Annotated in this window: 21 protein-coding genes; 12 read left to right on the top strand and 9 right to left on the bottom strand. The window is 36.3% G+C overall.

What is annotated here, in order from left to right; translation table 11 throughout:
* From V7S79_RS00005 to V7S79_RS00040, 8 genes are all read left to right on the top strand, one after another.
* Nucleotides 1–2,485 (top strand): beta strand repeat-containing protein (locus V7S79_RS00005; RefSeq protein WP_459488262.1); only part of this gene is annotated, 2,485 nt, incomplete at its 5' end.
* 11 nt (nucleotides 2,486–2,496) lie between these two features.
* Nucleotides 2,497–3,513 carry a hypothetical protein gene (locus tag V7S79_RS00010; protein WP_459488263.1) on the top strand — a complete coding sequence of 339 codons (1,017 nt, stop codon included), beginning with the start codon at nucleotides 2,497–2,499 and terminating at the stop codon, nucleotides 3,511–3,513.
* Between the two features lie 195 nt (nucleotides 3,514–3,708).
* The gene (locus V7S79_RS00015; RefSeq protein ID WP_459488265.1) at nucleotides 3,709–4,689 is read left to right on the top strand and encodes a DUF6089 family protein; all 981 of its coding nucleotides are present in this window, start codon (nucleotides 3,709–3,711) and stop codon (nucleotides 4,687–4,689) included.
* A gap of 9 nt (nucleotides 4,690–4,698) precedes the next feature.
* Nucleotides 4,699–5,406, top strand: coding sequence for a DUF6089 family protein (locus tag V7S79_RS00020; protein ID WP_459488268.1), 708 nt, complete (start codon nucleotides 4,699–4,701; stop codon nucleotides 5,404–5,406).
* A gap of 70 nt (nucleotides 5,407–5,476) precedes the next feature.
* Complete coding sequence (locus V7S79_RS00025) at nucleotides 5,477–6,226, top strand: isoprenyl transferase (protein WP_459488269.1); 750 nt, start codon at nucleotides 5,477–5,479, stop codon at nucleotides 6,224–6,226.
* A 27-nt stretch (nucleotides 6,227–6,253) separates the two neighbouring features.
* Nucleotides 6,254–8,911 carry an outer membrane protein assembly factor BamA gene (gene bamA / locus V7S79_RS00030; RefSeq protein WP_459488271.1) on the top strand — a complete coding sequence of 886 codons (2,658 nt, stop codon included), beginning with the start codon at nucleotides 6,254–6,256 and terminating at the stop codon, nucleotides 8,909–8,911.
* Nucleotides 8,912–8,929: 18 nt separating this feature from the next.
* Nucleotides 8,930–9,511: an OmpH/Skp family outer membrane protein gene (locus V7S79_RS00035; protein ID WP_459488273.1), complete on the top strand. Its 582-nt coding sequence runs from the start codon at nucleotides 8,930–8,932 to the stop codon at nucleotides 9,509–9,511.
* A gap of 13 nt (nucleotides 9,512–9,524) precedes the next feature.
* The gene (locus tag V7S79_RS00040; protein WP_459488275.1) at nucleotides 9,525–10,121 is read left to right on the top strand and encodes an OmpH/Skp family outer membrane protein; all 597 of its coding nucleotides are present in this window, start codon (nucleotides 9,525–9,527) and stop codon (nucleotides 10,119–10,121) included.
* Nucleotides 10,122–10,268: 147 nt separating this feature from the next.
* On the opposite strand, the gene V7S79_RS00045 is transcribed toward V7S79_RS00040, so the two are convergent.
* The 4 genes from V7S79_RS00045 to V7S79_RS00060 form a co-directional block, all read right to left on the bottom strand.
* Entirely contained in the window at nucleotides 10,269–11,573 is a 1,305-nt protein-coding gene (locus tag V7S79_RS00045) for a DEAD/DEAH box helicase (protein ID WP_459488276.1), read from the bottom strand.
* Nucleotides 11,574–11,741: 168 nt separating this feature from the next.
* Complete coding sequence (locus V7S79_RS00050; protein ID WP_459488278.1) at nucleotides 11,742–12,434, bottom strand: zinc metallopeptidase; 693 nt, start codon at nucleotides 12,432–12,434, stop codon at nucleotides 11,742–11,744.
* Between the two features lie 4 nt (nucleotides 12,435–12,438).
* Entirely contained in the window at nucleotides 12,439–12,927 is a 489-nt protein-coding gene (gene rfaE2 / locus V7S79_RS00055; protein WP_459488280.1) for a D-glycero-beta-D-manno-heptose 1-phosphate adenylyltransferase, read from the bottom strand.
* Complete coding sequence (locus V7S79_RS00060; RefSeq protein WP_459488281.1) at nucleotides 12,905–13,900, bottom strand: lysylphosphatidylglycerol synthase transmembrane domain-containing protein; 996 nt, start codon at nucleotides 13,898–13,900, stop codon at nucleotides 12,905–12,907. Before V7S79_RS00060 ends, rfaE2 begins: the two co-directional genes overlap by 23 nt.
* Before the next feature lie 133 nt (nucleotides 13,901–14,033).
* On the opposite strand from V7S79_RS00060, the gene V7S79_RS00065 reads away from it, so the two are divergent.
* The 3 genes from V7S79_RS00065 to V7S79_RS00075 are packed head-to-tail and all read left to right on the top strand — an operon-like array spanning nucleotide 14,034 to nucleotide 16,944.
* Nucleotides 14,034–14,843, top strand: coding sequence for a glycogen/starch synthase (locus V7S79_RS00065; RefSeq protein WP_459488283.1), 810 nt, complete (start codon nucleotides 14,034–14,036; stop codon nucleotides 14,841–14,843).
* A 4-nt stretch (nucleotides 14,844–14,847) separates the two neighbouring features.
* The gene (locus V7S79_RS00070) at nucleotides 14,848–16,164 is read left to right on the top strand and encodes a DUF4270 family protein (protein ID WP_459488285.1); all 1,317 of its coding nucleotides are present in this window, start codon (nucleotides 14,848–14,850) and stop codon (nucleotides 16,162–16,164) included.
* Between the two features lie 9 nt (nucleotides 16,165–16,173).
* Entirely contained in the window at nucleotides 16,174–16,944 is a 771-nt protein-coding gene (locus V7S79_RS00075; RefSeq protein WP_459488287.1) for an amidohydrolase, read from the top strand.
* Here the strand turns inward: V7S79_RS00075 and mutS are convergent.
* The gene (gene mutS, locus V7S79_RS00080) at nucleotides 16,926–19,574 is read right to left on the bottom strand and encodes a DNA mismatch repair protein MutS (protein WP_459488288.1); all 2,649 of its coding nucleotides are present in this window, start codon (nucleotides 19,572–19,574) and stop codon (nucleotides 16,926–16,928) included. The genes V7S79_RS00075 and mutS overlap by 19 nt on opposite strands.
* A gap of 227 nt (nucleotides 19,575–19,801) precedes the next feature.
* Here mutS and V7S79_RS00085 point away from each other — a divergent pair, with 227 nt between their 5' ends.
* The gene (locus tag V7S79_RS00085) at nucleotides 19,802–20,011 is read left to right on the top strand and encodes a helix-turn-helix domain-containing protein (protein WP_459488289.1); all 210 of its coding nucleotides are present in this window, start codon (nucleotides 19,802–19,804) and stop codon (nucleotides 20,009–20,011) included.
* A 76-nt stretch (nucleotides 20,012–20,087) separates the two neighbouring features.
* Here the strand turns inward: V7S79_RS00085 and V7S79_RS00090 are convergent, their stop codons facing one another.
* The 4 genes from V7S79_RS00090 to fabF all read right to left on the bottom strand — a co-directional run bounded on the left by V7S79_RS00090 (nucleotide 20,088) and on the right by fabF (nucleotide 24,970).
* On the bottom strand, nucleotides 20,088–22,058 hold the full coding sequence (locus V7S79_RS00090) for a ComEA family DNA-binding protein (protein ID WP_459488291.1): 1,971 nt from the start codon (nucleotides 22,056–22,058) through the stop codon (nucleotides 20,088–20,090).
* Nucleotides 22,059–22,126: 68 nt separating this feature from the next.
* On the bottom strand, nucleotides 22,127–22,972 hold the full coding sequence (locus V7S79_RS00095) for a hypothetical protein (RefSeq protein ID WP_459488293.1): 846 nt from the start codon (nucleotides 22,970–22,972) through the stop codon (nucleotides 22,127–22,129).
* Nucleotides 22,973–22,978: 6 nt separating this feature from the next.
* Nucleotides 22,979–23,719: a ribonuclease III gene (rnc, locus tag V7S79_RS00100; protein ID WP_459488295.1), complete on the bottom strand. Its 741-nt coding sequence runs from the start codon at nucleotides 23,717–23,719 to the stop codon at nucleotides 22,979–22,981.
* Between the two features lie 3 nt (nucleotides 23,720–23,722).
* Complete coding sequence (gene fabF / locus V7S79_RS00105; protein WP_459488297.1) at nucleotides 23,723–24,970, bottom strand: beta-ketoacyl-ACP synthase II; 1,248 nt, start codon at nucleotides 24,968–24,970, stop codon at nucleotides 23,723–23,725.

The raw sequence follows: 24,970 nt of genomic DNA on the forward strand, positions 1-24,970 counted from the left end.
ATACAACTACTATTTTAAACAAATGAATAAATTAACCAACGCATTACTCATTTTATTTTTGATTTTCGCATGCGTCATACGCTCTTTTTCACAGTCAAAAGTAGTTAATCGTTTTGGTCAAGAAATTACGACGAATTCTGACGCTTCTACGAGTTCAAAGGGTATTATTCAGTTATCAGGTGATATTGGCGGAACAGCAGTTTCACCAACCGTTGTTGGAATACAAGGTAAACCTGTTGATTCAACTCTTCCTAGTTCAGGACAAGCCCTTTTGTATGATTCTGTTTTGGGGAAGTGGGTTCCATCTAATATATCAACAGGTAGTCCATTTTACTTGGTTGGAACAACAACAGATGCAGGTTCTAGTAAAACAGGTAACATTTATCGTTCTGGAATTATAGGTGCAACAAGTGCAGGATTTGGATCATATTCGAATTCTACCGTGTTACCTACTCAAGGATTAGCTGTTAGTGGAAAATTGGGTGTAGGAACAAATGGCCCGAACTCCAAACTTGATGTATTTTCAGATATATCAGATGTGGCTAGGTTTGCTAGTTCAACTACCTCGACTAGTTTGGCATCCATCGGTCTAGGTAATTCTACTGGTGCTTGGGCAAAATTACTTGCAGGTGATGATAAGTTTCAGTTACGAAATTTTTCCAATAATTTGCTTTCTTTTCATGTTAATTTAGTTAACGGATTCATGGGTATCGCCAATACTGCCCCTGAAGCACCTTTGCATGTAACAGGTTCCATTATTCAAGATTTCATAGGTCAAGATGCAAATTCTTCAGGATTATTTATTCGGAAAAAAGGTAATGCTTCTAGTTCTACGGGAGCAGTTACATCTGGTTCAGAAATTGGTTACCATTCATTTTTAGGATGGAATGGTTCAGCATATAATCGAGGGGCATATTTATATGTGGATGCCGCTGAGAATTTTACTTCAACAGCCGGGGGGATGAATTTTGCGATTCGACTTGCACCGACTGGCAGTACATTTCCTGTGGATCGTTTGAAAATATTATCATCAGGAAAAATTGGTATCGGAACATCCACACCTGCACAGCGTCTACACATTGCAGGTCAGGTAGAAGTTGACACTTTGGTCAGTGGAGCAGCCACAGACAGTTTGGTTACAGCTAATTCAGAAGGCTTGCTTCGTCGTCTGTCTTTTTCAAATGCTACAAAGAATTTTTCAGCAGTAAGTTCCACAGTTTCAGGAATTGTCAATAATACCGCAGGCCAAGAATTAGGAGGAGTAGACAAAAAAATCAACGGTGTAGATATAGGAAAAGGAGGAGGTTCGTTAAACTCAAATACAAGGGTCGGAAATGGAGCATTAAGTAATAATACTACGGGCTTTAATTCTGTGGGCTTGGGATTTCAATCCTTATTTAGTCAAACAACAGGTTCCAATAATGTGGGTTTAGGAACTCAAGCCCTCGCATTGAGTACGTCAGGTTATAACAACGTGGCCGTAGGTACCTTTGCTCTTAAGAATTTATCTAACTCTTCAGCAAATACAGCAGTTGGGCATAATAGTGGCTTAAACATTACAACAGGTAGTCAAAATGTGGCAATTGGAATGGAGTCTTTATCAGATAATACAACAGCTGGGAATAATGTGGCTGTGGGAGCCTATTCATTGGATTTTAACACAGGAGGAAATAATACAGCAATTGGCTTTAATTCTGGGAAAAATAATACAACAGGTGCGGGAAATACGATATTGGGTTATCGTGCAGGGGAAAATGTATCAACTGGTTCGAACAATGTGTTGATAGGTTCATCAGGTGGATTCAATATCACAACAGGTAGTGGTAATATCTCCTTGGGAAATTCCAATCTAATTTCAGGTAGCAACAACACGATTATCGGAGGTACAACAACTTCACTAAATATTGGAGCGGCATTTCGTAGCCAAATTATCGCTTTGGCCAATGGTATTGGAAGAGTTCGTGTTTTTGCCGATAGTCTTGGTTTGGTTGGAATTAATACCATCACGCCTGCCGCTGCTTTGGATATTCCAAGTACCACCAGTGGAATATTAGTTCCCAGGATGACTACTGCACAAAAAAATGCCATATCTGTCTCCTCAGGAGTAGAATCGCTGTTGGTTTATGATACGGATGTGGATATGTTTTATTTCTATAATTTAGCCACAAACTCTTGGACACCCATTAATGTTGGTACGATTAATACACAAAGTGGTACGTCCTACACTTTAACCGCTGCAGATAATGGAAGGGTATTAGACTTTACATCATCAACTGCTATAACTTTGACAGTTCCAAGTACTTTGCCTGTAGGGTTTCAAGTTAGTATTACACAGGCTGGTGCGGGTCAAGTTACTTTTATTGCAGGTGCAGGTATGACGATCAATAATCGATATTTAGCCACTAAAACATCAGGCCAATGGGCGAAGGCAGGATTGGAAGTAAGGGCTACTGGTTCAGCCGTATTAAGTGGAGATGTACTATAGTTGAAATAGCGATGAAAAAGGGGCTAAATTATTTTATTTTTATATTTTTACTGATTAATTCTACCATTGAAATATTGGCGCAATCATTGCCTATGCATAGATATAGCATTAATAAGCATCTGATTGATTTAATAGCTTTAAAGCCATCTTTTGCATTTAGTTCAAGAAAATTACGTCGTGATTATGTTGGTTCTGCACTACGAGTAAGAAGATCAATTGACAATGCTGAAGCTGATATTGCTTTTGATGCAAATAATGTGGTAACAGATAATAGTATAGTTACCATTGCTGTTTCTGGAACTTCAGGTTTAGCATTGAATTCTACGATGAATTTAGCTACATTTCGAAGCGGTAAATCTTTATTTGTATCTATTTGGTATGATCAAAGTGTTAACGGTTTCCATGGAGTTCAGACAAATACAGCTAGACAAGTTCCTTACTCTATGGGCGTAGCTGGTAGCAGTAATCAGTATCCATCCTTGGTATTTACTGGAACATCAAAGCATAATGTGACAGTGAATCAAACTATTCCAACTTTATTAGGAAGTGGATTGAGAGGTAGCGTAATAATGGTTGGAAAATTATTAACATCTTCAGGCAGCAATAATTCTTTTGGACATTCGGATGTCGCCGACAATACCAAGCGTTGGTCTGCTCATATGAATTGGCCAGACAATAATTTATATACAGACTTTGGATATGCTACAGACGTTTCACGAAGTTTTTATAATGTTAGTAATTTAGGTGTCTTCAAACAATATACCTTGTACCGCAATGCGACAAATAAAACAGTTCGAGTCAGTGGTGTTGTTATGCTCAATAATGTCGCATTAAATACATTATCTCTTACATGGTCCGCTGGTTCTACTTTTGGAGTTGGATTAACTACAGGTTCTTTGGATACTCAATTTGGGCAAAATGGCTTTACGGGTAATATTCCAGAATTTATCTTGTACCCAGAAGCTCTTACAAATGCTGAAGTTAATTTATTAGAAGAGAATCAAATCAAATTTTGGGGAGCGTTTTAGAGAAAAGAGAAAAGAGGAAAGAGGAAAGAGAAAAAACTCTTACCTCTTACCTTTTACCTTTTACCTTTTACCTTTTACCTTTTACCTTTTACCTTTTCCTCTCAAATTATTCTTAATTTCTTCCTATCTTCGTTTCTTGTTTTAAACAACATTTTTTGAATGTTAACGTTGAATAGTGCAAATCGATTTTATTTCATGAAAAAAATAAGTTCATATAGCTTTTTATTGTTATTAATCATTTCTTTTTCTGCTCATTCTCAATTTTGGTTTTTAGGACAGAAAGGGAAAAAAGCACAGGTTCTTTCCAAATTTAAAGCCTATTCTTCTGTCACTTTTGGAGCTGGATCAGCGAATTACATCGGAGAATTGGTACCTTTGGCTGCTTTTACAACGCTGGCAGTTCCGACAACTCGTTGGAATGCTGGATTTCAGTACACTAGACATTTTTCCAGGAAATTTTCTGCCAAAGGCTCGATTTCCTATATCCGAATTGCTGGTGATGATAATTACTATAATTATACTGCTCCTGGTGGATTATTTGACGCCAATTTTGCTCGAAATTTGCATTTTAGTAATGATATCAAAGAAATTTCTCTATCAGGTATATGGGAAATTTTAGGAAACGTAGAAAATCCAGAAAAAAGAGTCAGTTGGGCTCCTTATTTCACGCTGGGTGTGGCTGGAATATTGCATAATCCATTAGCTAGAGAGGCAGCCAATATTACCAATCCAGCTTCTCCTGTACAGAAAGATTGGGTAAGTTTGAGGGATCAAAATACAGAAAATTCTAATTATGGCGCTCTAGCCGTTTCTATTCCCTTTGGATTTGGTCTGAGAAAAAAAATTACTAATAACATCGATTTAGGTTTTGAGGTGACATATCGAGTTGCTTTGACTGATTATTTAGATGATGTATCTGATAAAAGGGCAGCATTGATAGGGGTTTCCTCACCCTATTTTAACAGAAGTATAAATGAAATAAAGTCAACAGTTAGTGGTATTAATTACAACGAACAATACGCAGCTAATACCATGAGAGCTCTGCCTCCTTATAACACATTTGTCCCCCAAAATAATTTATCGGAAACTCCCGGCGTCGATCAATATTTCACGACACAAATTCAGTTTATTTATCACATAAAGAATAAAATGGAATGCCCTCCATTGCCTCGTTAATTTCATACCGTGACTAAAAAGCTATTGTTACTTTTATGGATAGGTATTTCAGCGCAAAGCTCTTTTGCTCAGCGCTGGCAATGGTCATTAGGAACTGGAGCAACTTTATTCAAAGGTGATATGCAAGATTGGGCGATGTACCCAAGTTTACCACAGGTCAAGCAATTATTGCCTAGTTTGAATGTTGAAGTAGCGTATCAAGAAACCCAAGCTTTCAACTACCGAGCCCAACTATTGTTGACTGGTATTCAAGCAAATTCCATCAATAATAATTGGTCAAATGCAGGTTTAGGGGGTCAAAATGGTGCATTCCGGTCTAGCTTGGTCGAATTAGGCTTATTGGTCGATTATCATTTCATTGATTATCAAAAAAATAAAAAAGTAAGAAATTGGACTCCATATTTATATGGGGGTTTTGCTACTTTTTTTGCCAACCCTTCTAATTCAATCGCTAGCTCAAATGTCATGAATGGCTCCTTTATTTCTTTTGCGATTCCATTCGGTGTTGGTATAAAATACCAAATGAGTCCTTTGTGGGGAATCAAATGGGAAGCTGGTACTCGTAAAACTTTGACAGATCGATTGGATGGTTGGATTACGCAAGGGGCGGATCGTTCCAATTTTACTACCAGTTTGACAGATCAATATTTAAATACTTCTGTGTCGATTACTTTTAGTTTACAGAGTATTTATTGCCCGAGTGAATATCAAAATTAATTTCCTTTGAATAGGAAAGGGAAATAGTTACCTTTGCCAATTAATAGTTGAATTAAATTTTATTGCCCAAGTGAAAGAATCTATTGACCTAAACAATCTTCCTGCACACATCGCCGTTATTATGGACGGGAATGGTCGTTGGGCTAAACAAAAAGGTTTTACAGATCGAATTTTTGGTCATCGAAATGCTATCAAAGCTGTTCGTGAGACCATCGAAGGTTGTGGGGAATTAGGGGTGAAATATTTAACACTGTATGCATTTTCAACGGAAAATTGGAACAGACCCAAAGCAGAAGTAAGTGCTTTAATGGCCTTGTTGGTAAGTACCATTCAAGATGAATTGCCCACAATGATGAAAAATCAAGTTCGCTTGAATGCCATCGGAGATTTAAGTACTTTACCAGGTAAATCTGCAAGTGAATTACAGGCAGCCATCGATAAAACAGCTAATAATACGGGTCTGACGCTTGTTTTAGCCTTGTCTTATTCAGGGAAATGGGACTTAGTGAATGCAACGAAAGCAATTTCCGAAAAAGTTAAAAGTGGAATTTTGAGTGCGAATGATATTACAGATCAGCTCTTAGCCAATCATTTATCAACTGCTGGCATGCCAGATCCTGATTTAATGATACGTACCGGAGGAGATCACCGAATAAGCAATTTTATGCTTTGGCAATTAGCTTATTCAGAATTATATATTTTTGAAGAATTATTTTGGCCAGATTTTAGAAAAGAACATTTACATCAGGCAATTCTTGATTTTCAGATGCGTGAAAGACGATTTGGAAGAACAAGTGAGCAAGTAAAGAGTGAGGGCTAAGGCTAGCAAATGATAAAAAACGATTTCATGTATCAAATTAGTAAGTTAAAGAGTAAATTGACATTTCTAGTAATGCTAGTAGGTTTTTTGTTGATTCAAAAAAATCAAGTCGATGCACAAAATTTAGGTGGCCGTCTGTTTTCTACCACACCTAGTTCCTCCACTTCTGAATTTTCCTATGCCTTGCCACAAGAATATGAAATTGCAGGAATAAGTGTTTCAGGCTCTCAGTATTATGATGGAAATTCCATGATCAGTATTTCTGGTCTACAAATTGGAGATAAAATTAAAGTTCCTGGAGACGCTATTGCATCTGCCATTCGCAAAATCATGGATCAAGGGATTTTGGATGATGTGAGTGTTTTTGCGACAAAAACAGAAGGGACTAAAATTTGGTTGGAAATCGCTTTGAGAGAAAGACCTCGTTTGTTTGCTATTTCTTATGTTGGAATTAGAAAGGGAGAGCAAGAAACCATCAATGAGAAAATTAAAACCTACAAAGGTAAAATTATCACTGAAACACTTCGTAAAAACCTAGAATTAGCCATTAGGAAGTATTATCAAGAAAAGGGTCGTTTGAATGTTACGACAAAATCTGTTGTTAAAACAGATTCCATCAGAGGGAATAATGCCGTTTTACAAGTTACTGTCGTAAAAGGAGAAAAGGTTAAAGTGAAAAAAATTGTCCTAGAAGGGATAGATGAAAACCAACGCGCTTTAATTCTAAGAAAAATTAAAAATACCAAGCAACAACGTTTTGGTCGAATTTTTAAGCCTTCCAAATTTGTTCCAAAAAAATGGGATGAAGATAAAGAAAAGTTGCTAGCGGCCATGAATAAATTGGGTTACCGCGATTTTCAAATTCAAAAAGATTCCGTGAGTAAATACAATAATGAGTCGGTTAATTTATACATTAAATTGACTCAAGGTAAAAAATACTATTACCGTTCTGTCAATTTTGAAGGCAATTATATTTATCCAGATTCTGTTTTAGCTGAGGTATTAGGCGTCAAAAAAGGAGATGTTTATAATACAGAGGAATTAGAGAAAAAAATGGGGGGGAATCCGGGTGAGGATTTAAGCTCTGTTTACATGGATAATGGTTATTTATATTACAATGCTGAACCTGTTGAAACGGCCATTGTTGGAGATTCCATCGACTTAACCATTCGTATCAGTGAAGGTAAGCAAGCTACAATTAATAAGATTGTCCTAAATGGTAATACCAAAACGTCGGACCACGTTGTAATGCGTGAAATTCGAACTTTACCTGGACAAAAATTTAGTAAATCAGCCATCATTCGTACTGTTCGTGAGTTATCTCAAATCGGTTATTTTAATCCAGAAAAAATCGAACCCAAACCCAATCCTCGTCCGGATGGAACGGTGGATATTGAATACAATGTGGAAGAAAAACCTTCTGATCAAATTGAATTGTCTGGAGGTTGGGGAGGTTATATTGGTTTTGTAGGAACTTTGGGAGTTGTATTTAATAATTTCTCTGCCAAAAATTTAACGAATTTATCTGCTTGGAGACCATTGCCAGCAGGTGACGGTCAAAAATTAGCTGTTCGTTTTCAAGCGAATGGTGCAGCTTACCAAAATTATAGTTTGACTTTTACTGAGCCATGGTTAGGGGGTAAAAAACCAAATTCATTTTCAATTTCATTGAATAGAAGTATTTCATACCCATATCAATTCCAAAATAGTGGATATAGTAATTACGGAAGTGGTTATGGAGGAGGCTATGGTGGTGGATATGGAGGCTATGGAGGTTACGGCGGATACGGCGGATACGGTGGTTATGGTGGCTATGGTGGAGGCTATGGAGCATATTCAGTTCCGGATTCTTTAAAAAGCGCTCACTTTAATGTGAACAGTATTACATTTAGTTTGGGTAAAAGATTAAAATGGCCAGATGACTATTTTTCTTTGAGTAACTCGTTATCTTTTTCTTCCTATGATGTAGATAGATATTATACTTGGGCTTATCCTCAAGGTATTTCTACCTCTGTTACTTTTATGACCAATTTCTCTAGAAATAGTATTGATAATCCTACTTTTGCAAGATCAGGGTCAAGTTTTTCTTTGACAGCCTCTTTAACTCCTCCTTATTCATTATTGGGTGGAAATAAAACAGGAACATTAATTGAATACCATAAATGGATGTTTGACGCAAGTTGGTTTAGTCCATTGGTAGGTAAATTTGTCTTGCATACAAGGGCCCATTTAGGATTTTTGGGATCTTATGGAGGTAAAGAAACAACCCGTTTTGAGCGTTTTGATTTAGGGGGTTCAGGTATGGTTCAAGGATTCTCCTTTAATAGAGACATTGTTGGTTTAAGAGGTTATAAAGATCGTGTAATTGGACCATCAGGAAGTTATGGAAATGGGGGGGTAGCCTATAATAAATTTGTCATGGAATTAAGATACCCTGTGTCATTGAATCCATCAGCCACTATTTTTGTCCTTGGTTTTGCGGAAGGCGGAAATAACTTTTCAAATTTAACCGATTATAATCCATTTAATTTATACAAATCAGCTGGTTTTGGAGCTAGAATTTTCATGCCAGCCTTTGGTATGATTGGTATCGATTATGGATTTGGATTTGATAAACCTAGACCTGGAGATACGGATTTTGGACGTCAAGCCTTCACTTTTTCTATTGGTCAACAAATTCGATAATGAAAATTGCATAATAGCATGAAAAAGTCGTTTTTTTTCTTAATTTTGATGCTTATGTTCATAGGACAAAGGTCTTATGCGCAAAAATTTGGATACATTGATACCGAGTTTATTACATCTAAAATGCCTGACTATCAAAAGGTTCAGCAAAAATTAGATGGGATGACCAAGCAATGGATTGCTGAAATAGCAAGCAAAAATGATGAAGTATCCAAATTAGAAAAAGATTTGAAGCTTGAAGAAGTATTATTGACAGAAGATTTGCGTCAACAAAGGTTATTGCAAATCAAAGTCAAAGATCAGGATGCAAAAGCTTTTCAAAATAAAATCTTTGGTGTAGACGGAGAATTGTTTAAAGCAAAACAAGCAGCAATGAAACCGATTTTGGATGAAATATCCAAAGCAGTTGAAAAAGTTGTTCGTCAAAAACGCTTAGATTTCCTTTTTGACAAAGGAAGCGACGGATTAGCCATGATTTATACCAATCCAGTGCATGATTACTCGGATTATATATTAGAAGAATTAGGGATTGAATTGGATCCAAATTTGATTGATAAATCAAGTGAAAATAGTAAACCAGAAAAGAAAACAAATAATTAATTTTAACAATCGTATGAAAAACAAATTTTTATTGGCTATGAGCCTTGTATTTGGGTTGGCTGCTATGCCATTAAAGGCTCAAGTTAAAATCGGATTTATTAATGCTGATTACATTTTAAGTCAAATGCCTGAGGCAAAGCAAGTAGAGGAAGATCTTAAGAATACTCAAAAACAATATGAAACTCTTTATCAAAGTAAGGTGAAGGATTTTCAAGATAAATTAGCTGTATTTGAGAAATTGCCTGCAACAACTTCAGATGTAATCAAACAAGATAAAGAGAAGGAGTTACAAAATTTACAAACTTCGATTCAAGAGTTTCAACAAAATTCTCAATCTTCTTTGCAAAAGAAACAAGCTCAATTGTTACAACCATTGTTGAAGAAAATTGAAGAAAATATGCACTCAGTAGCTAATGAAAATGCATATACTTATGTATTTAACTACGATGCAGGTATGGGAACTGCTCCAATTTTGTTACACTATCCAACAGATGCTAATATGTCTGATTTAGTGTTGAAGAAAATGGGAATCACTCCTAAGCCAGCAGCTGCTGCTACACCAGCTACTACTGCTCCAGCTGCTCCTGCCGCTGCTCCTAAGAAGAAATAATGTCTATTTTTAGGTAATAGGTAAGAGGTAAAAGGTAAGAGGTAAAAAAAATAGTGCTGGAACAAACCGACACTATTTTTTTATGCTTTATTAAACCCTCTTACCTCTTACCTATTACCTATTACCTTTTACCTCTTACCTTTTACCTCAATAAGAATTCTTCTTCCAACTATATCTTTTAGGTTTTCCGCTATCTGATGCAGTATTTGCATTGCGTGGATTAGAATCTCTACTGCTAGCATCTCTACCACCATTCGCTCCTTGGTTTCTTGGAGGTCTCTGTGGTTTAGCGGCTTTTTTGACAACCGTATGATTCATTAATGGGTATGGATGATTGTCGATGACAGGAACCAATTTGCCAATCAATTTTTGTATATCTCTCAAATATTCTTTTTCCTCCGCATCGCAAAAGGCGATGGCAATTCCACTTGCACCTGCTCTACCTGTTCTTCCTATTCGGTGAACATAAGATTCGGGAATATTGGGTAATTCGTAATTAATAACGTGACTTAATTCATCAATATCGATTCCACGGGCTGCAATATCTGTAGCAACCAACACACGAGTTATCTTATTTTTGAAGTTATTCAAAGCTGTTTGTCTAGCATTTTGCGACTTGTTTCCATGAATCGCAAGTGCACTAATGCCCGCTTTGCTTAAATCCTTTACTACTTTGTCAGCACCGTGTTTCGTTCGCGTAAAAACTAAAACACGTTCGATGGCTGTATCTTTTAAGATATCCAATAACAATGCTTTTTTGTTCTCCTTGTCCACATAATAAACAACTTGCTTAATAGTATTGGCCGTGCTTGAAACGGGAGTAACTTCTACCTTTAAGGGATTTCTTAAAATGGTATTGGATAACTCAACAATCGCAGGTGGCATGGTGGCTGAGAAAAATAGCGACTGCCTAACAGGAGGTAATTTCATGATGACTTTTTTGACATCATGTACAAATCCCATATCTAACATTCGATCCGCTTCATCCAACACAAAATATTCGATGTGCTTTAAGCTGATAATGTTTTGCCCCATTAAATCCAATAAACGACCCGGTGTGGCAATCAATACATCTACACCATGGCGCAAAGCTTCAACTTGGCCAAATTGACTCACACCTCCAAAAATAACCTTGTATTTTAAGGGTGTAAACTTTCCGTAATTTTCAAAACTTTCAGCGATTTGAATGGCTAATTCCCGAGTAGGAGTAAGTATCAGTGCTCTGATTACCCTTTTACCTGGAATGTTATTTTTGTTTTGGCAAAGTAACTGTATAATCGGAATGGCAAAAGCCGCTGTTTTACCTGTTCCTGTTTGTGCACAACCTAATAAATCTCTTCTATCTAAAACAATCGGTATTGATTTTGCTTGAATGGGAGTTGGGGTAGTGTAACCTTCTGAATCTAGAGCCTTAAGAATAGGATCTATTAATTTTAAATTTTCAAATGACATGCAATAGCATTAAATGTAATCGGTCAAAACGACTCGACTTACAAAGGTACGTTTTATTTTAGTTATTAGTGTTTAGTTATTAGTGTTTAGTTATTAGGTATCAGTTATTAGTTATTAGGGCTTATATTTATTATGAACCTTGTCTAATAACTAATAACTAATAACGTCCTAGTCATTACTCCTTCTACCATTTAATAAATTCAAATAGTACAAAAGTTGCGCCAACATGCCCAAAGCGGCTACTACATAGGTCATAGCTGCCCACCATAAAGCGTCTTTTGACATCGCATATTCTTTACTGGTTACAATGCCATTCTCTTTGATCCAAGCCAATGCACGATTCGAAGCATCAAACTCAACAGGTAAGGTAACGAAGCTAAATAAAGTTGCCATCGCAAATAAGGCAACGCCAATCGTTAAGACAAGTGTATTTCCTGTTGAATAAAGTATCATCATACCAACCATCAATAAGATGGGCATAAATCCGTTGGCTACATTTAACATCGGAACCATCGAGCTTCTGAATTGTAAAAAAGCATAAGCCTTTGCGTGTTGTACCGCATGCCCACATTCGTGTGCAGCTACTGCTGCAGATGCAGCGTTTCTGCCGTGAAAAACATCCGCACTTAAATTAACAGTTCGGTCGGTTGGATTGTAGTGATCCGTCAATTGACCTTCCACCGAAATAACATGAACATCATAAATTCCATTGTCGCGCAGCATTTTCTCGGCAATTTCTTTACCTGAAAGATTGCTTTCCAAAGGTGTTTGTGAATACTCTTGAAATTTTGATTTTAATCGCCAAGAAATGGCCATTCCAATTACGCCAAATAGAATTGTTAATAAATAAATACCACTCATTTTGTTAATTTTTTAGTTTTTGAATAATTCCTGTTGTTGAAAAATTGGGTACAAGTTCAACGGTTTCTACTTTTCCTCCATTTTCTATGACTTCTTTAGAACCAACAATCGTAGAAATAGAATAATCATTTCCTTTAACTAATACATCTGGCATTAGGTTTTTGATTAATTCCAAAGGTGTATCCTCGTCAAAAATAATGACCATTGAGACAAATCCCAAAGCTGCTAATAACCTGGCTCTGGCATATTCTTGATTGATTGGTCTTTCAGGACCTTTCAAGGCAGAAACAGACCTGTCTGTATTGACTCCAACAATAAGATGGTCGCCTTTTCGACTCGATTTTTCTAAATAATCGATGTGTCCCAAATGAAGTATATCAAAACATCCATTGGTGAAAACCACCGATTCGCCTTTGTCTTTCCAGTTTTTACGAATGCTAAGCGCTTCTTTCAGGTCAACAATTTTATTCTCAGTTAAGGTTGCTTTTTGCATTTATTTTGGGAAGAAATAAAGTAAAAATAAAACTAATACCACCGAAAAACAAAATACTAATCATTTGAGTTCCGTGAAAAAAAGTAGCTAATGCAGCCCCATCTTTTAGGGGTATTTGATAGAACAATAAAGCTGATGCAACCAATGTATGGTAAGCACCAATTCCTCCTTGAGTCGGTGTGGCCATTCCAAAAGTTCCCATGACCAAAACAGTCAATCCTGCAGCTAATCCAATATTTTCAGTCATTGGGAATGCCAATAAAAGGGTGTAAGTGTTTGCAAAATAGGCGATCCAAATAATGATTGAAACCAATAAAAACTGCCAAGGATTTTTCACATAACGGATACTTGCAATGCCAGCTACCCAGCCTGCTAGTAATTTCCCAATGGTATTTTGAGTGGAGAATTTCTCCCAAATAGCTAAAACTCGTTTTTTGTTTTTCCAAAGAATAAAAATCACTAAAATTCCTATCAAAGCTAAACCAATCAGCAAGGTTTGGTTAGGCAATTTCCAATTCGGGAAAATAAGTTTTTTCAATGGTTCCCATTCAATCAAAAAATTCAAACCCACAATGGCAACAAGTCCAAGTAAGTCGACAATTCTTTCGGTAATAACGGTTCCAAATGATTTTTCGAAGGGGATATCAGCCGTTTTTTGAAGAGAACCACAGCGGGAAACTTCCCCCATTCTAGGAACGATAAAATTGGCGAAATATCCAATCATGACCGCAGAAAAAGTACGAATCGTTTTAGGTTGATAATTAATAGCATCGAGTAATTGTTCCCAACGAATTGCTCTTAAATAGTGAGAGAATAGGGAAATGATGATTGATAAAGCAACCCAATTGTAATTGGCCGTTTGAAAAGTGTGGTAAATGTCTTCCCATTTTAAATCACTTTTGGAAAATGCCCAATAAAGTAAGCCAACTGCAAGTAAAGAAGAGATGAGGTACTTTATGATGGATTTTAGCATGGTTCAGTAAATTTTCAAATAATCAATCAGTAAAATAAAGAGTAATATGCGAGATTTATTGCTGAAATTCCATTATTTTTTTATATTTTTGCAAAGTTTTTTTGGGATAATATTTCCCCTAAATAAATTTAGAATGTCCAAATTACGTATTCTTTACGTTTCAAGCGAGGTTGATCCCTTTCTTAACACATCCAAAATCGCAGACTTTGTTCGTAACCTGCCTACAGCCATGCAGGAGCGTGGTATGGAAATTCGTATCTTAGTTCCTCGTTTTGGTTCTATCAATGAGCGTAAAAACCGCTTGCACGAAGTCGTTCGTCTTTCAGGAATTACCATTCCAATGGGAGAAGAAGAAAAGCCTTTAACCATCAAAGTAGCAAGTATTCCTGCAGCAAAATTGCAAGTATACTTCATTGATAATGAAGATTATTTCCAAAGAAAATATATCTTGAATGATAAAGAAGGAGCTTTTTATCCTGATAATCATGATCGTGCGATATTTTTCTGTAAAGGAGCTTTAGAAACGGTTATTAAATTAGGCTGGTCTCCAGATATCATCCATTGCAATGATTGGATGTCTAGTTTAGTGCCATTGTACATTTCTACTTATTATAGAAATCACCCAATTTACAAGGATTCAAAAACTATTTTCTCTCCACACAATTCTGAGTTCGATTTTTCGTTTGATAAAGACGAATTAGTTGAAAAAGTTAAAATTGGTGAGATAGAAGACAATCAACTAGGTAGTTTAGATTCCGCCGATTATTTTGCTTTCATTAAAATTGGAGCGGAATATGCAGATAAAGTAGTATCATTACAAAATGCGGAAAATGTCCGTATCCAACCCATTATTGATGAATTTCAAAATAAAACCTTCCAAAATATTGCCGAAAATGATCTCGATTTCTTCGAAAAAGCTTACATTGAATTGGCCGGTAATTAAATGGGTGGGAATATTTTCCCTATTTTTAGTTTCTTGTGACGCTCCCAAAGAAATCGGTTCCGATTTGTTTGCTGTGGAAGTTGGATTGAATTACACTGATACGCTGACTATCAAGTCATCTACGGTGCAAATTGATTCCATTTACACAAGTGGTACAAATACCTTTACTTTAGGCTCTATCAATCATCCTGATTTCGGACAAGTACAGTCTAGTTTCTATACCCAAATAGCGAATGCGGATACTTTGTTTGCTAAAGAAACCTCTGTATTTGATTCTATTCGCATGGAATTGGTGTACAAAACCTTTCAAGGTGATTTGTCCAAAAAACATACCATATCGGTTCATCGTTTGACGGATAGTTTGAGATTATCTTCCACGTATTTCAATAACTCTTCCATCAGTTATGATCCTGTGGCAATTACCACACATACTTTTATTCCAAAACCGATCAAAGCTAAATCAGTTAATGGCGATTCGTTGAAGTATGATACTTTGACTTTCAAGATGAGTCCAGCTTTTGGTAAAGAATTATTGTCCAAATACGCCGATAAAACCATTGCAGGTGGTGGAGATGGATTTAGAAAATATTTGAAAGGTTTCTATATCAAATCAAGTACGGATGATGCTTCTTCTTTATTGGGATTTTCAACAGCCTATTCAAGAATGTCCATGTATTTCCATAATCCAGGTGATACCATCAAATATAAGACCTACTATTATTTCAGTTTGTCCAATTCATTAGTACCTGAACTACAAGCTAGATTTAACCGATTTGATGTCAACAGAACTGGGACTTTAGCTGCATTGAAAAAAGTGGGTGATGCTGTTCCAGCTTCTAGCTCAAACTTTATTACCTATGTTCAATCTGGAACGGGTATTGCAACTAAAATTGAGTTTCCGTATTTGAATAAATTAAAAGGAAACAAGAATGTTGCGATTAACAAAGCTGAATTGATTCTTGAGCCAGCGGATAATATCGATTATTCGGAGACTTTAGGTCAACTTTCTTTGATAGAAACCAATGCGACGAATAGAACTTTGAGAAATTCTTATGGACTATTGTATTATACAGCTGAAGGAGGTTCTGGCGCACAAACTGCTACTTTTGATGCGAATACAAAGAAGTTTACATTCAATGTCACGACTGTTTTACAAAATATTCTTTCTGGTAGAATTGCCAACAATGGAATGTTGATTACTCCCCAAATTTCTAGTATTAGTTCTACGGGATCAGCAGTTGTGAGTGAAAATGCTCGATTTGTTCCATTGAAAGCTTTGAAAACAAAATTGAAGATTTATTATTCATACATCGCTCAATAACATTTGAATATGAATACCCTCAATGCTCATTTGCGGGTTAGTTTAGTACAAAGCGATTTGCTGTGGGAATCTCCCGCGGCAAATTGTGCTTATTTGGAAGAGCAATTGCAAAATTGGAAGGGGAAAACAGACCTCATTATTCTTCCTGAAATGTTCACTACCGGTTTTAGTATGAATGCCAATGGTGCCGAAATCATGAACGGCCCAAGTCTTGCTTGGATGAAATTAATGGCTAATCGCCTAAACGTTTTGTTGGTTGGAAGCATTAAAATCAAAGAAAATACGAATTTTTTCAATCGAATGTTTGCGGTTTACCCAGATGGTCAATTTGTCTATTATGACAAAAAACATCTGTTTAGAATGGGAAATGAGCACGAATTCTATACCGCAGGCGATAAGCATTGTATCTTATCTTATTTAGGCTGGAAAATATCCTTGTTCGTCTGTTATGATCTACGATTTCCTATTTGGTCAAGAAATAGCCAATTACAATATGATTTAGCCATCTATTCGGCTAATTGGCCTGCTCCTAGGGCAAATGCTTGGTCCACTTTGTTGAAAGCACGTGCCATCGAAAATTTAGCTTATGTAGCAGGTGTCAATCGAATAGGAACAGATGGAAATCAATTGAATTACCAAGGTGATTCAGCATTGATATCTTACAAAGGTGAGGCCTTGCTGGACCTCGGAGATTTGGCTAGCATTCAAACTTTTACCCTTTCTAAACAAGATTTAGTCGATTTTCGTGAAAAATTCCCTGCTTATTTGGATGCGGATTGAATCTTCTTTTTCAATTCATTTAATTTTAGCAATGCTTCAATAGGAGATAGCGTGTTGACATCCAATTTTTCCAACATGTCACTTACCTCTTGTAATTCAGCGGGTATTTCTACACCAAATAAATTCAATTGATAATTGGCCTTTGTCATTTCTTTTAATTTATCAACATTGTCCTCCAACACATGGTCTTTTTCTAAGTTTTGAAGGATTTCATGGGCTCTTAAAACCAAAGAAGTTGGCATTCCTGCCATTTGTGCCACATGTATACCAAAGCTATGCGCCGAACCTCCAGGGACTAATTTTCTTAAAAAGATGATTTTATTACCCATTTCTTTCACAGAAACGTGGAAGTTTTTAATTCTAGGAAAATCTTCTGTTAATTCATTTAATTCGTGGTAGTGCGTGGCAAACAAGGTTTTTGCCTTGAACTTTGGATGATTATGTATGTGCTCCGCAATAGCCCAAGCCATAGAAACGCCATCATAAGTAGAGGTTCCTCTCCCGATTTCATCTAGCAACACCAAGGATTTATTGGACAAATTATTTAAAATAGCCGCCGTTTCGGTCATTTCCACCATGAAGGTTGACTCACCTTTGGATAGATTGTCTGAGGCGCCGACACGAGTAAATACTTTATCTACCAAACCAATTTCAGCGGATGATGCCGGGACAAATGAACCCATTTGGGCCATCAATACGATGAGGGCAGTTTGTCTCAAAAGTGCTGATTTACCGGCCATATTGGGACCCGTAATCATCATAATTTGCTGACTAACATTATCTAGGAAAACATCATTGGGTATATATTCTTCTCCGCTAGCTAATTGTTTTTCGATAACAGGATGCCTTCCAGCGATGATATTGATACTATCTTCCTCATGCAACAAAGGCTGTACATAGTTGTTTTTTTGGGCAACAAGAGCAAAACTTGCCAGTACATCCAAGGTCGCAATGCCAATGGCATTTAGTTGAATGTGTTCCACATATTCCAAAGCTTCTCGAACGAGATCTTGAAAAATTCCAAACTCAATGTTGGAAATTTTGTCTTCTGCATTCAGGATTTTTTCTTCGTAAATTTTTAGTTCTTCCGTAATGTATCTTTCTGCATTCACCAAGGTTTGTTTGCGTATCCATTCGGGGGGTACTCGGTCTTTGTGCGAATTGGTTACTTCTAAATAATAGCCAAACACTTTATTGAAAGCAACTTTTAAAGATGTGATTCCAGTACGCTCAATTTCTCTTTTTTGCAAAGCAGCCAAATAGTCTTTACCATTGGAAGAAAGTAAATGCAATTCATCCAATTCAGCTAAATAGCCTGTTTTGATAATTCCACCTTGATGCGAAAGAATAGGAGGGTCTTCTCTTAAAGCTTGATCTATTTTGTTGACCAAAACGGCACAAGGATTAAGTTGGTCGGCCCATTTTTTCAAACTAGAGGCAGTTTGAGCCAGTAATAATTCTTTGATGGCCGGGATTTGTTGCAATGCCCTTTTTAATTGAGATAATTCTCTTGGATTAATTCGGCCTGCAGCTACTTTTGAGATCAATCTTTCTAAGTCGCCAATTGGTTTTAAATGTGATATCAAAAGCTCCAAGACATCTTTGTTTTCCATGAGGCTAGCCACACCTTGTTGGCGCTCTTGAATGGTTTTTAGTTCTTTCAAAGGAAGAACCATCCATTTGCGTAATAATCGAGCCCCCATTGGAGTGATGGTATGGTCCATCAAAGAAATTAAAGGAACTCCACCATCTTGGGCCGAGTGTACCAATTCTAAATTTCGGATAGTGAATCGATCTAACCAAACGTATTTATCTTCTTCAATGCGTTGAATGGAAGAGATATGGCCCACTTGTTTATGTTCTGTTTCTGCCAAATAATGTAAAATTACGCCAGCAGTAATAATTCCTTGGGGCATTTCCTCAATTCCGAAACCCTTTAAATTTTGGGTTTTGAAGTGTTGCGTTAGAAGAGGGTAGGTGAAATCCATGGTGAATATCCATTCTTCCATGGAAAATGAATGGTATTGATCCCCAAAATATTCCAGATATTGATTCCTGAATTTTTTAGGGTATAATATTTCTGCAGGTAAAAAACTTTGGATGAGTTTTTGAATATAGGCCAATGGGCCTTGCGAGCACATGAATTCTCCCGTGGAGATATCTAAAAATGCAATTCCAAAAATATTGGATTTACTTTCCTCAAATGAAATAGCCGCTACATAATTATTTCGATTGTGGTCGAGTACTTGATCATTGAAAGAAACTCCTGGAGTAACTAATTCGGTGACTCCTCTTTTTACAATGCCTTTGGCCGCGGCAGGGTCTTCTAGTTGATCGCAGATGGCAACTCTTTGCCCCGCGCGAACTAATTTGGGTAAATAATTATCCAAAGAATGATGCGGAAAACCGGCCAATTGGTCATCTGCATTACCATTGTTTCTTCTGGTTAAAACAATACCCAAAATTTTAGAAGCTTTGACTGCATCTTCGCCAAAAGTTTCATAGAAATCGCCAACACGAAAAAGCAAAATAGCACCAGGGTATTTTGCTTTGATTTGATTGAATTGTCGTGAAAGTGGGGTTTCTCCTTTTTTCAAAGGTTCTTGCCCATCAGGTAATTTTTTGGCCAAAACAGGTATGATTAAGATGTAAAAATACGGATTTTGACAGAAAAACACTTCGCTTTTTAAAACAAAAAATAAATCTATTTATGAGAAAAATAATAATTTTTGCTTGTATCATTTGAGAATTTAGATTGAAAAAGATAGATTTGCTTTTTATTCATTTAAAAATGAAATAAAATGAACCTAACCTTTTAATAAATAAACCATACGATGAATACCTTTCTACTAAAACAATGTCTATCAAATTACCTCCAACGATTACCAATCAACAACTTAGAGTTCTAGAGCTTTCCGCCAAAGGATTAACTAACAAGCAAATCGCTGATAATTTATTCATTTCTGTATCTACGGTTAAGCGCCATCGACAGGATATTATGTCGCAAGTAGGGATCAAAGGCAAATTAGAAATGCGTATTTTTTTGAGGAGTTTTTTGCAAGAGTAATACGAATGTAAAATTAAGAATGTAGAATTAAGAATGTAGAATTTTACATCTTACATCTTACATCATACATCTTAAATCAAAGTTTAAACACCAACTGCCCTATAACATCCGTTTTATGATTGGCATTGATTAAATCATATCCTGAACCTATTTCTTCCCTGTCTAAGTACTGTGATCTGCCTAGTTTAATGGCTATGTTAATGTGTTGATTGATTTTATTTTCAATGACCAAAACGTTCCGAAATCCGATACCATTGTAAGCGGGCAAGGAAAAGGCATAGGGCACACTCATTTCATAAGCATATAATCTTGTATCATAACTTGGAGTATGGTAGTAGGCCAATCGCGTAGAAAATTCCCACTTTTTAATTTGGTACTTCACATCTTCTAACAGAAGTATTCCCAATTCGGATTGAATATTGGAATAGATATAATGGAGCATAACTCGAGTGTGTAAACTAAAATTCTTTTGAAAATAGTGGATCAAATCCCAACTACCTTGAAATTGATGCATTCGGGTAATAGGATAGAGGGGAGCAGGTCCATCTCCTTCTTTGGAAGTCCATTTTAATTGAACAAAAAATTTCTTTTTATTTCGTTTTTCCCATTGATAACGGCTCAATAATTCCCAGCCTGAGCTTTGTTCCTTACTTACTTGGTATTTGAGATTTGGGAATAGGAAAAAATCGAAGTAGGAGGAGATTTTACTTCTTCTATTTAGTTGGATTTGATTTCCCAAAAATAGTCCATATTCATTGGTGGTATTGCTGGCCTCACCAAATCCTTGTGATTTGGGACTAAAATAGGAGGGAGAATACATTCGAGTCGAATAAGAAAAGTCTACTTTTTTCGAAAGAGAAAAGGCTCCTCCTTGCAAAATTGCCAATGATTTGGGCCATGTCATAGCGAGTTCACCCATGAGTTGAATATTGTTCCAAGGGAACTGAAAACTAAAGGATGAATTGTATAATTGTTGACCACTCCATTCAGATTGTTTATAGGCCAGATTAGAGGCTATTTTAGGAAGTGAATAGGTCGTAGCGACTATATTGAATTGCATCATCAACGGCCATTTTGCCATATATTGCCAACTGCCTCCAGAACTAAATTCATCTACATTTTCTTTTTTACTTAATTCAGATTCAGTTCGATGAAAACCATCTATGTCCCAAGATTTTATGACTGATTTCGAACTGGAATCTTTTCCTAAGGTGGCATCTAATTTTCTAATGGAATAAAATGCTTGAAATTGTAGGCTTTTTGAGATTCGAAAAGTGGCATGAATACCCCGATAAAAACCATTTTCTCCCACTGAGCTATACGCTAATACTCCAATATGAAATCGCTGTGTCGCTTTGATGCTTTCATAACTTTTACCTAAAGAAAAACCACCAGATTGCATTAATCCTTGTCCCCATTGATTAAGGAAATCACCAAGAATGATTTTTTCTACAAAATGATTGAATTTAATTTCGACAAATGCACTTGTAAAATCGGTCCAACTTGTTTCTCCAGCATCTTTTTGGCTCAAAATTCCCCATCTTAAATTGGGATTGATTTTAGCCCTGTAACGGATCGTTTGGTTGAAAGGATTGCCTAAATACCTCACTTTACTTCGACTATCTGGCGGAGAAAATCCTTTTTTTTCTTCTAAGGTAAAATCTGTTTTTAGAAGTATTTGATGATTGGCTTGATTTGCCTCAAAAAGCTTTGATTGTAAAGAATTACATTGAATAAATGGGCTTAACTTTCTTAAAGTGATTAAATCGAATTGTGGAATTACTTGTAATTCATAAATGGATAAAAACTCCTTTATGCGATCTCGATGTTGCATAAAATGGTCAATCTGAGACTTTGTTAAAATCGATAAACTATTCCATTCAGCTTCCGTGACGGTATTTATATTCAGTGGATTTTGAAAATAGTAATTATAGATGGATTGTCTTTCTTCTTCCTCCTCGTAATTAGTTCGATCCTTATTTGAATCTTGAGCGAAGATGGAAGGAAGGAATAAAAGTCCTATAAAAATAAATATCAGCGATTTCAAGGTATTTTTTCTTGAAATTACTGATATCTATGGGTGTTCTTGAAAAGTTAATTGATAAAGAAAATCAACTAATTGAATTTTCGTTGGACAAGTAGATAGAGGTCTTTCCAAGCCTCTAAATTATCTTGATTTTGGTAAGAAATATAGCGTTGATTCAACTCATTTTGCCAATTAGATGCATTGGATTCTTGATCAATAAATTCAATTAATTCATTGAATTTATCAGAATCACCTGCAAATAGTTGTAAGATAAATTGGATTTTTTGATTGATGCTGATTGTTTCTGACAGTTGCTCTGTCATTTTACTTTCTACCAAATTTTTTAACGAGCTATTAGAAACTGCAATGGTCTCAAAAAACTTTTCTTCTGGAGCAGCTTGCAATTGCTCTAATATATTTTTTGGCTCATTGTTCACATTCTCTTCATTTCTTACTTCACTAATATCTTCTTTTCTCTCTTCTCTTTCCTCTCTTCTCTCTTCCATCTCTTCCATCTCTTCCAATTCATCCAATTTTTGGAAATAAACTTCTGCAGAAAGGAAAGGGTCAATATTCTCATTTTGTGTAAAATGGGCAAATTGAGGATCTTCAAATGGATTGAAGGCAATTTCATTCATGGAAATGGGCTCTTCATTTAGAAGATCATTGATCCAATTTTCCCATATTTCTTGAGGTAATTGAACTTGTAGAACCAATGTTTTTGAAAGCGCTTCCCAACGTTCAACAAAACGCTCATTTTCCCAATCGAAACAAGGAAAAATTTCAGGAAGTTTATTTGAATTTAATTGGCGTTGAATCTCTACTTGAATTTTGTCTAAAATTTCAGTTTGGATTTCTTGCCCTAAAATATCTTGGAAGGTCATTACTGAGTCTTTATTTGCCCAATAATGAAGAAAAATATTCGGAGATTTCATGTGAAATTATTTTAGATTAAGTGCTTCGCAGGCTTTCATGGCTGCGGTTTGTTCTGCTTTCTTTTTGGAATATCCTTTTCCTTCCGCAATTTTTTCATCATCTAAAGTAATAATAGCGGTAAACTCTTTATTGTGGTGAACTCCTTCCTCCTCCAAATTGAAAATCACTTTTTTGCCTTCTTTCTGCGACCATTCTATAAGAATAGACTTGAAATTAGGGTTGTTTTGAACAACGGTTTCTAAATCGAAATATTGAGTGAGAATTTTTTTAATGATGAATTTTTGGGTAAAGGCAAAACCTTTATCAAGATAAACAGCCCCAACAAAGGCTTCCAATGCATCCCCGTACATACTTGATCTAGATAAGGATGTTTTTCTTTGGTTTTCGTGTTCAATGATGGTGTCTAAGCCAATTTTTCGGCCCAATACATTCAGTGAATCTCTTGAAACCATTCTTGATCTTATTTCAGTCAAAAAACCTTCGTCTTTAAAAGGGAATTTTTTGAACAAATATGTCGCAGTAATGACTCCTAGGACAGAATCTCCTAAAAATTCTAATCGTTCATTCGATTCTTTGTATGATTTAGCAATGCTATCTTTTGATGCAGATGAATGAAGAAAGGCTAATCGATATAATTGTAGATTAGAAGGATTTTCTCCTATCAAATGCTTGACAGATTTTTTAAGAAACTTCTCTCTTGCATCTAAGCGCACAAGGCCCAATCCCTGTAAAAGAGAAGATATCATAAGCTATATTTTTCTGAAGATTACAGTTGCATTGTGTCCACCAAAACCAAATCCATTGCTCAATGCGATATCAATTTTACGAGATTTACCAACATTTAATGTTAAGTCCAATTTTGGATCAATTTCAGGGTCAAGGTTTTGACAATTGATGGTTGGAGGAACAAATTGGTGTTGAATAGCAAGGATAGAAGCGATAGCCTCTACAGCTCCTGCACCACCTAATAAATGTCCTGTCATCGATTTAGTGGAAGAAATACTTACTTGGTAAGAATGATCTCCGAAACAATCTAAGATTGCTTTTAATTCTTGAGGATCTCCAATAGGAGTAGAAGTTCCATGAGTATTGATGTAATCAACCTCTTCTGGTTTGATTTGAGCATCTTCCAATGCATCAATCATGGATAATAATGCTCCATATCCATCTGGATGTGGTGCTGTAATGTGGTGGGCATCTGATGAGAAACCACCTCCAATTAATTCTGCGTAAATTTTTGCTCCACGAGCTTTTGCATGCTCATATTCTTCTAGGACAATTGCTCCTGCACCTTCTCCTACTACAAATCCATCACGATCTGCATCGTAAGGGCGAGAAGCGGTTGCGGGATCATCGTTTCTTGTTGACATTGCGTGCATGGCAGTAAATCCACCTACGGAAGCAATTGTTACAGGTGCTTCTGAGCCTCCTGTTATACATACATTGATTCTACCTGTACGAATATAGTTAAAGGCATCAATGATGGCGTTGTTCGCAGAGGAACAAGCGGATACGGTAACGTAGTTAGGTCCTCTGAATCCATTTCTAATTGAAATTTGTCCAGAACTAGAATCGGCAATCATTTTAGGGATAAAAAATGGATTGATTTTGGGAGTACCATCTCCTTTGCCAAAATAAATCATTTCATCTTCGAAAGTCTTTAAACCTCCGATACCTGATCCCCAAATAACACCAACTTTATTTTTGTTGATTTTTTCCATGTCAAAACCAGCATCAGCAATGGCTTCATCAGATGCAACAACTGCATACTGAGTGAAAGGGTCCATTTTGCGGGCTTCTTTTGGATTGATGAAGTCTTCAACCTTGAAATTTTTAATTTCACAGGCGAATCGAGTTCTGAATTTTTCAGCATCAAATTTGGTGATAGGTCCACAACCACTTTGGCCGGTTGATAATCCATTCCAAAATTCTGACACTGTATTTCCGATGGGTGTAAGGGCTCCAAGACCCGTCACTACAACTCGTTTTAACTCCAT

This window comes from Aquirufa sp. ROCK-SH2 (assembly GCF_054558315.1).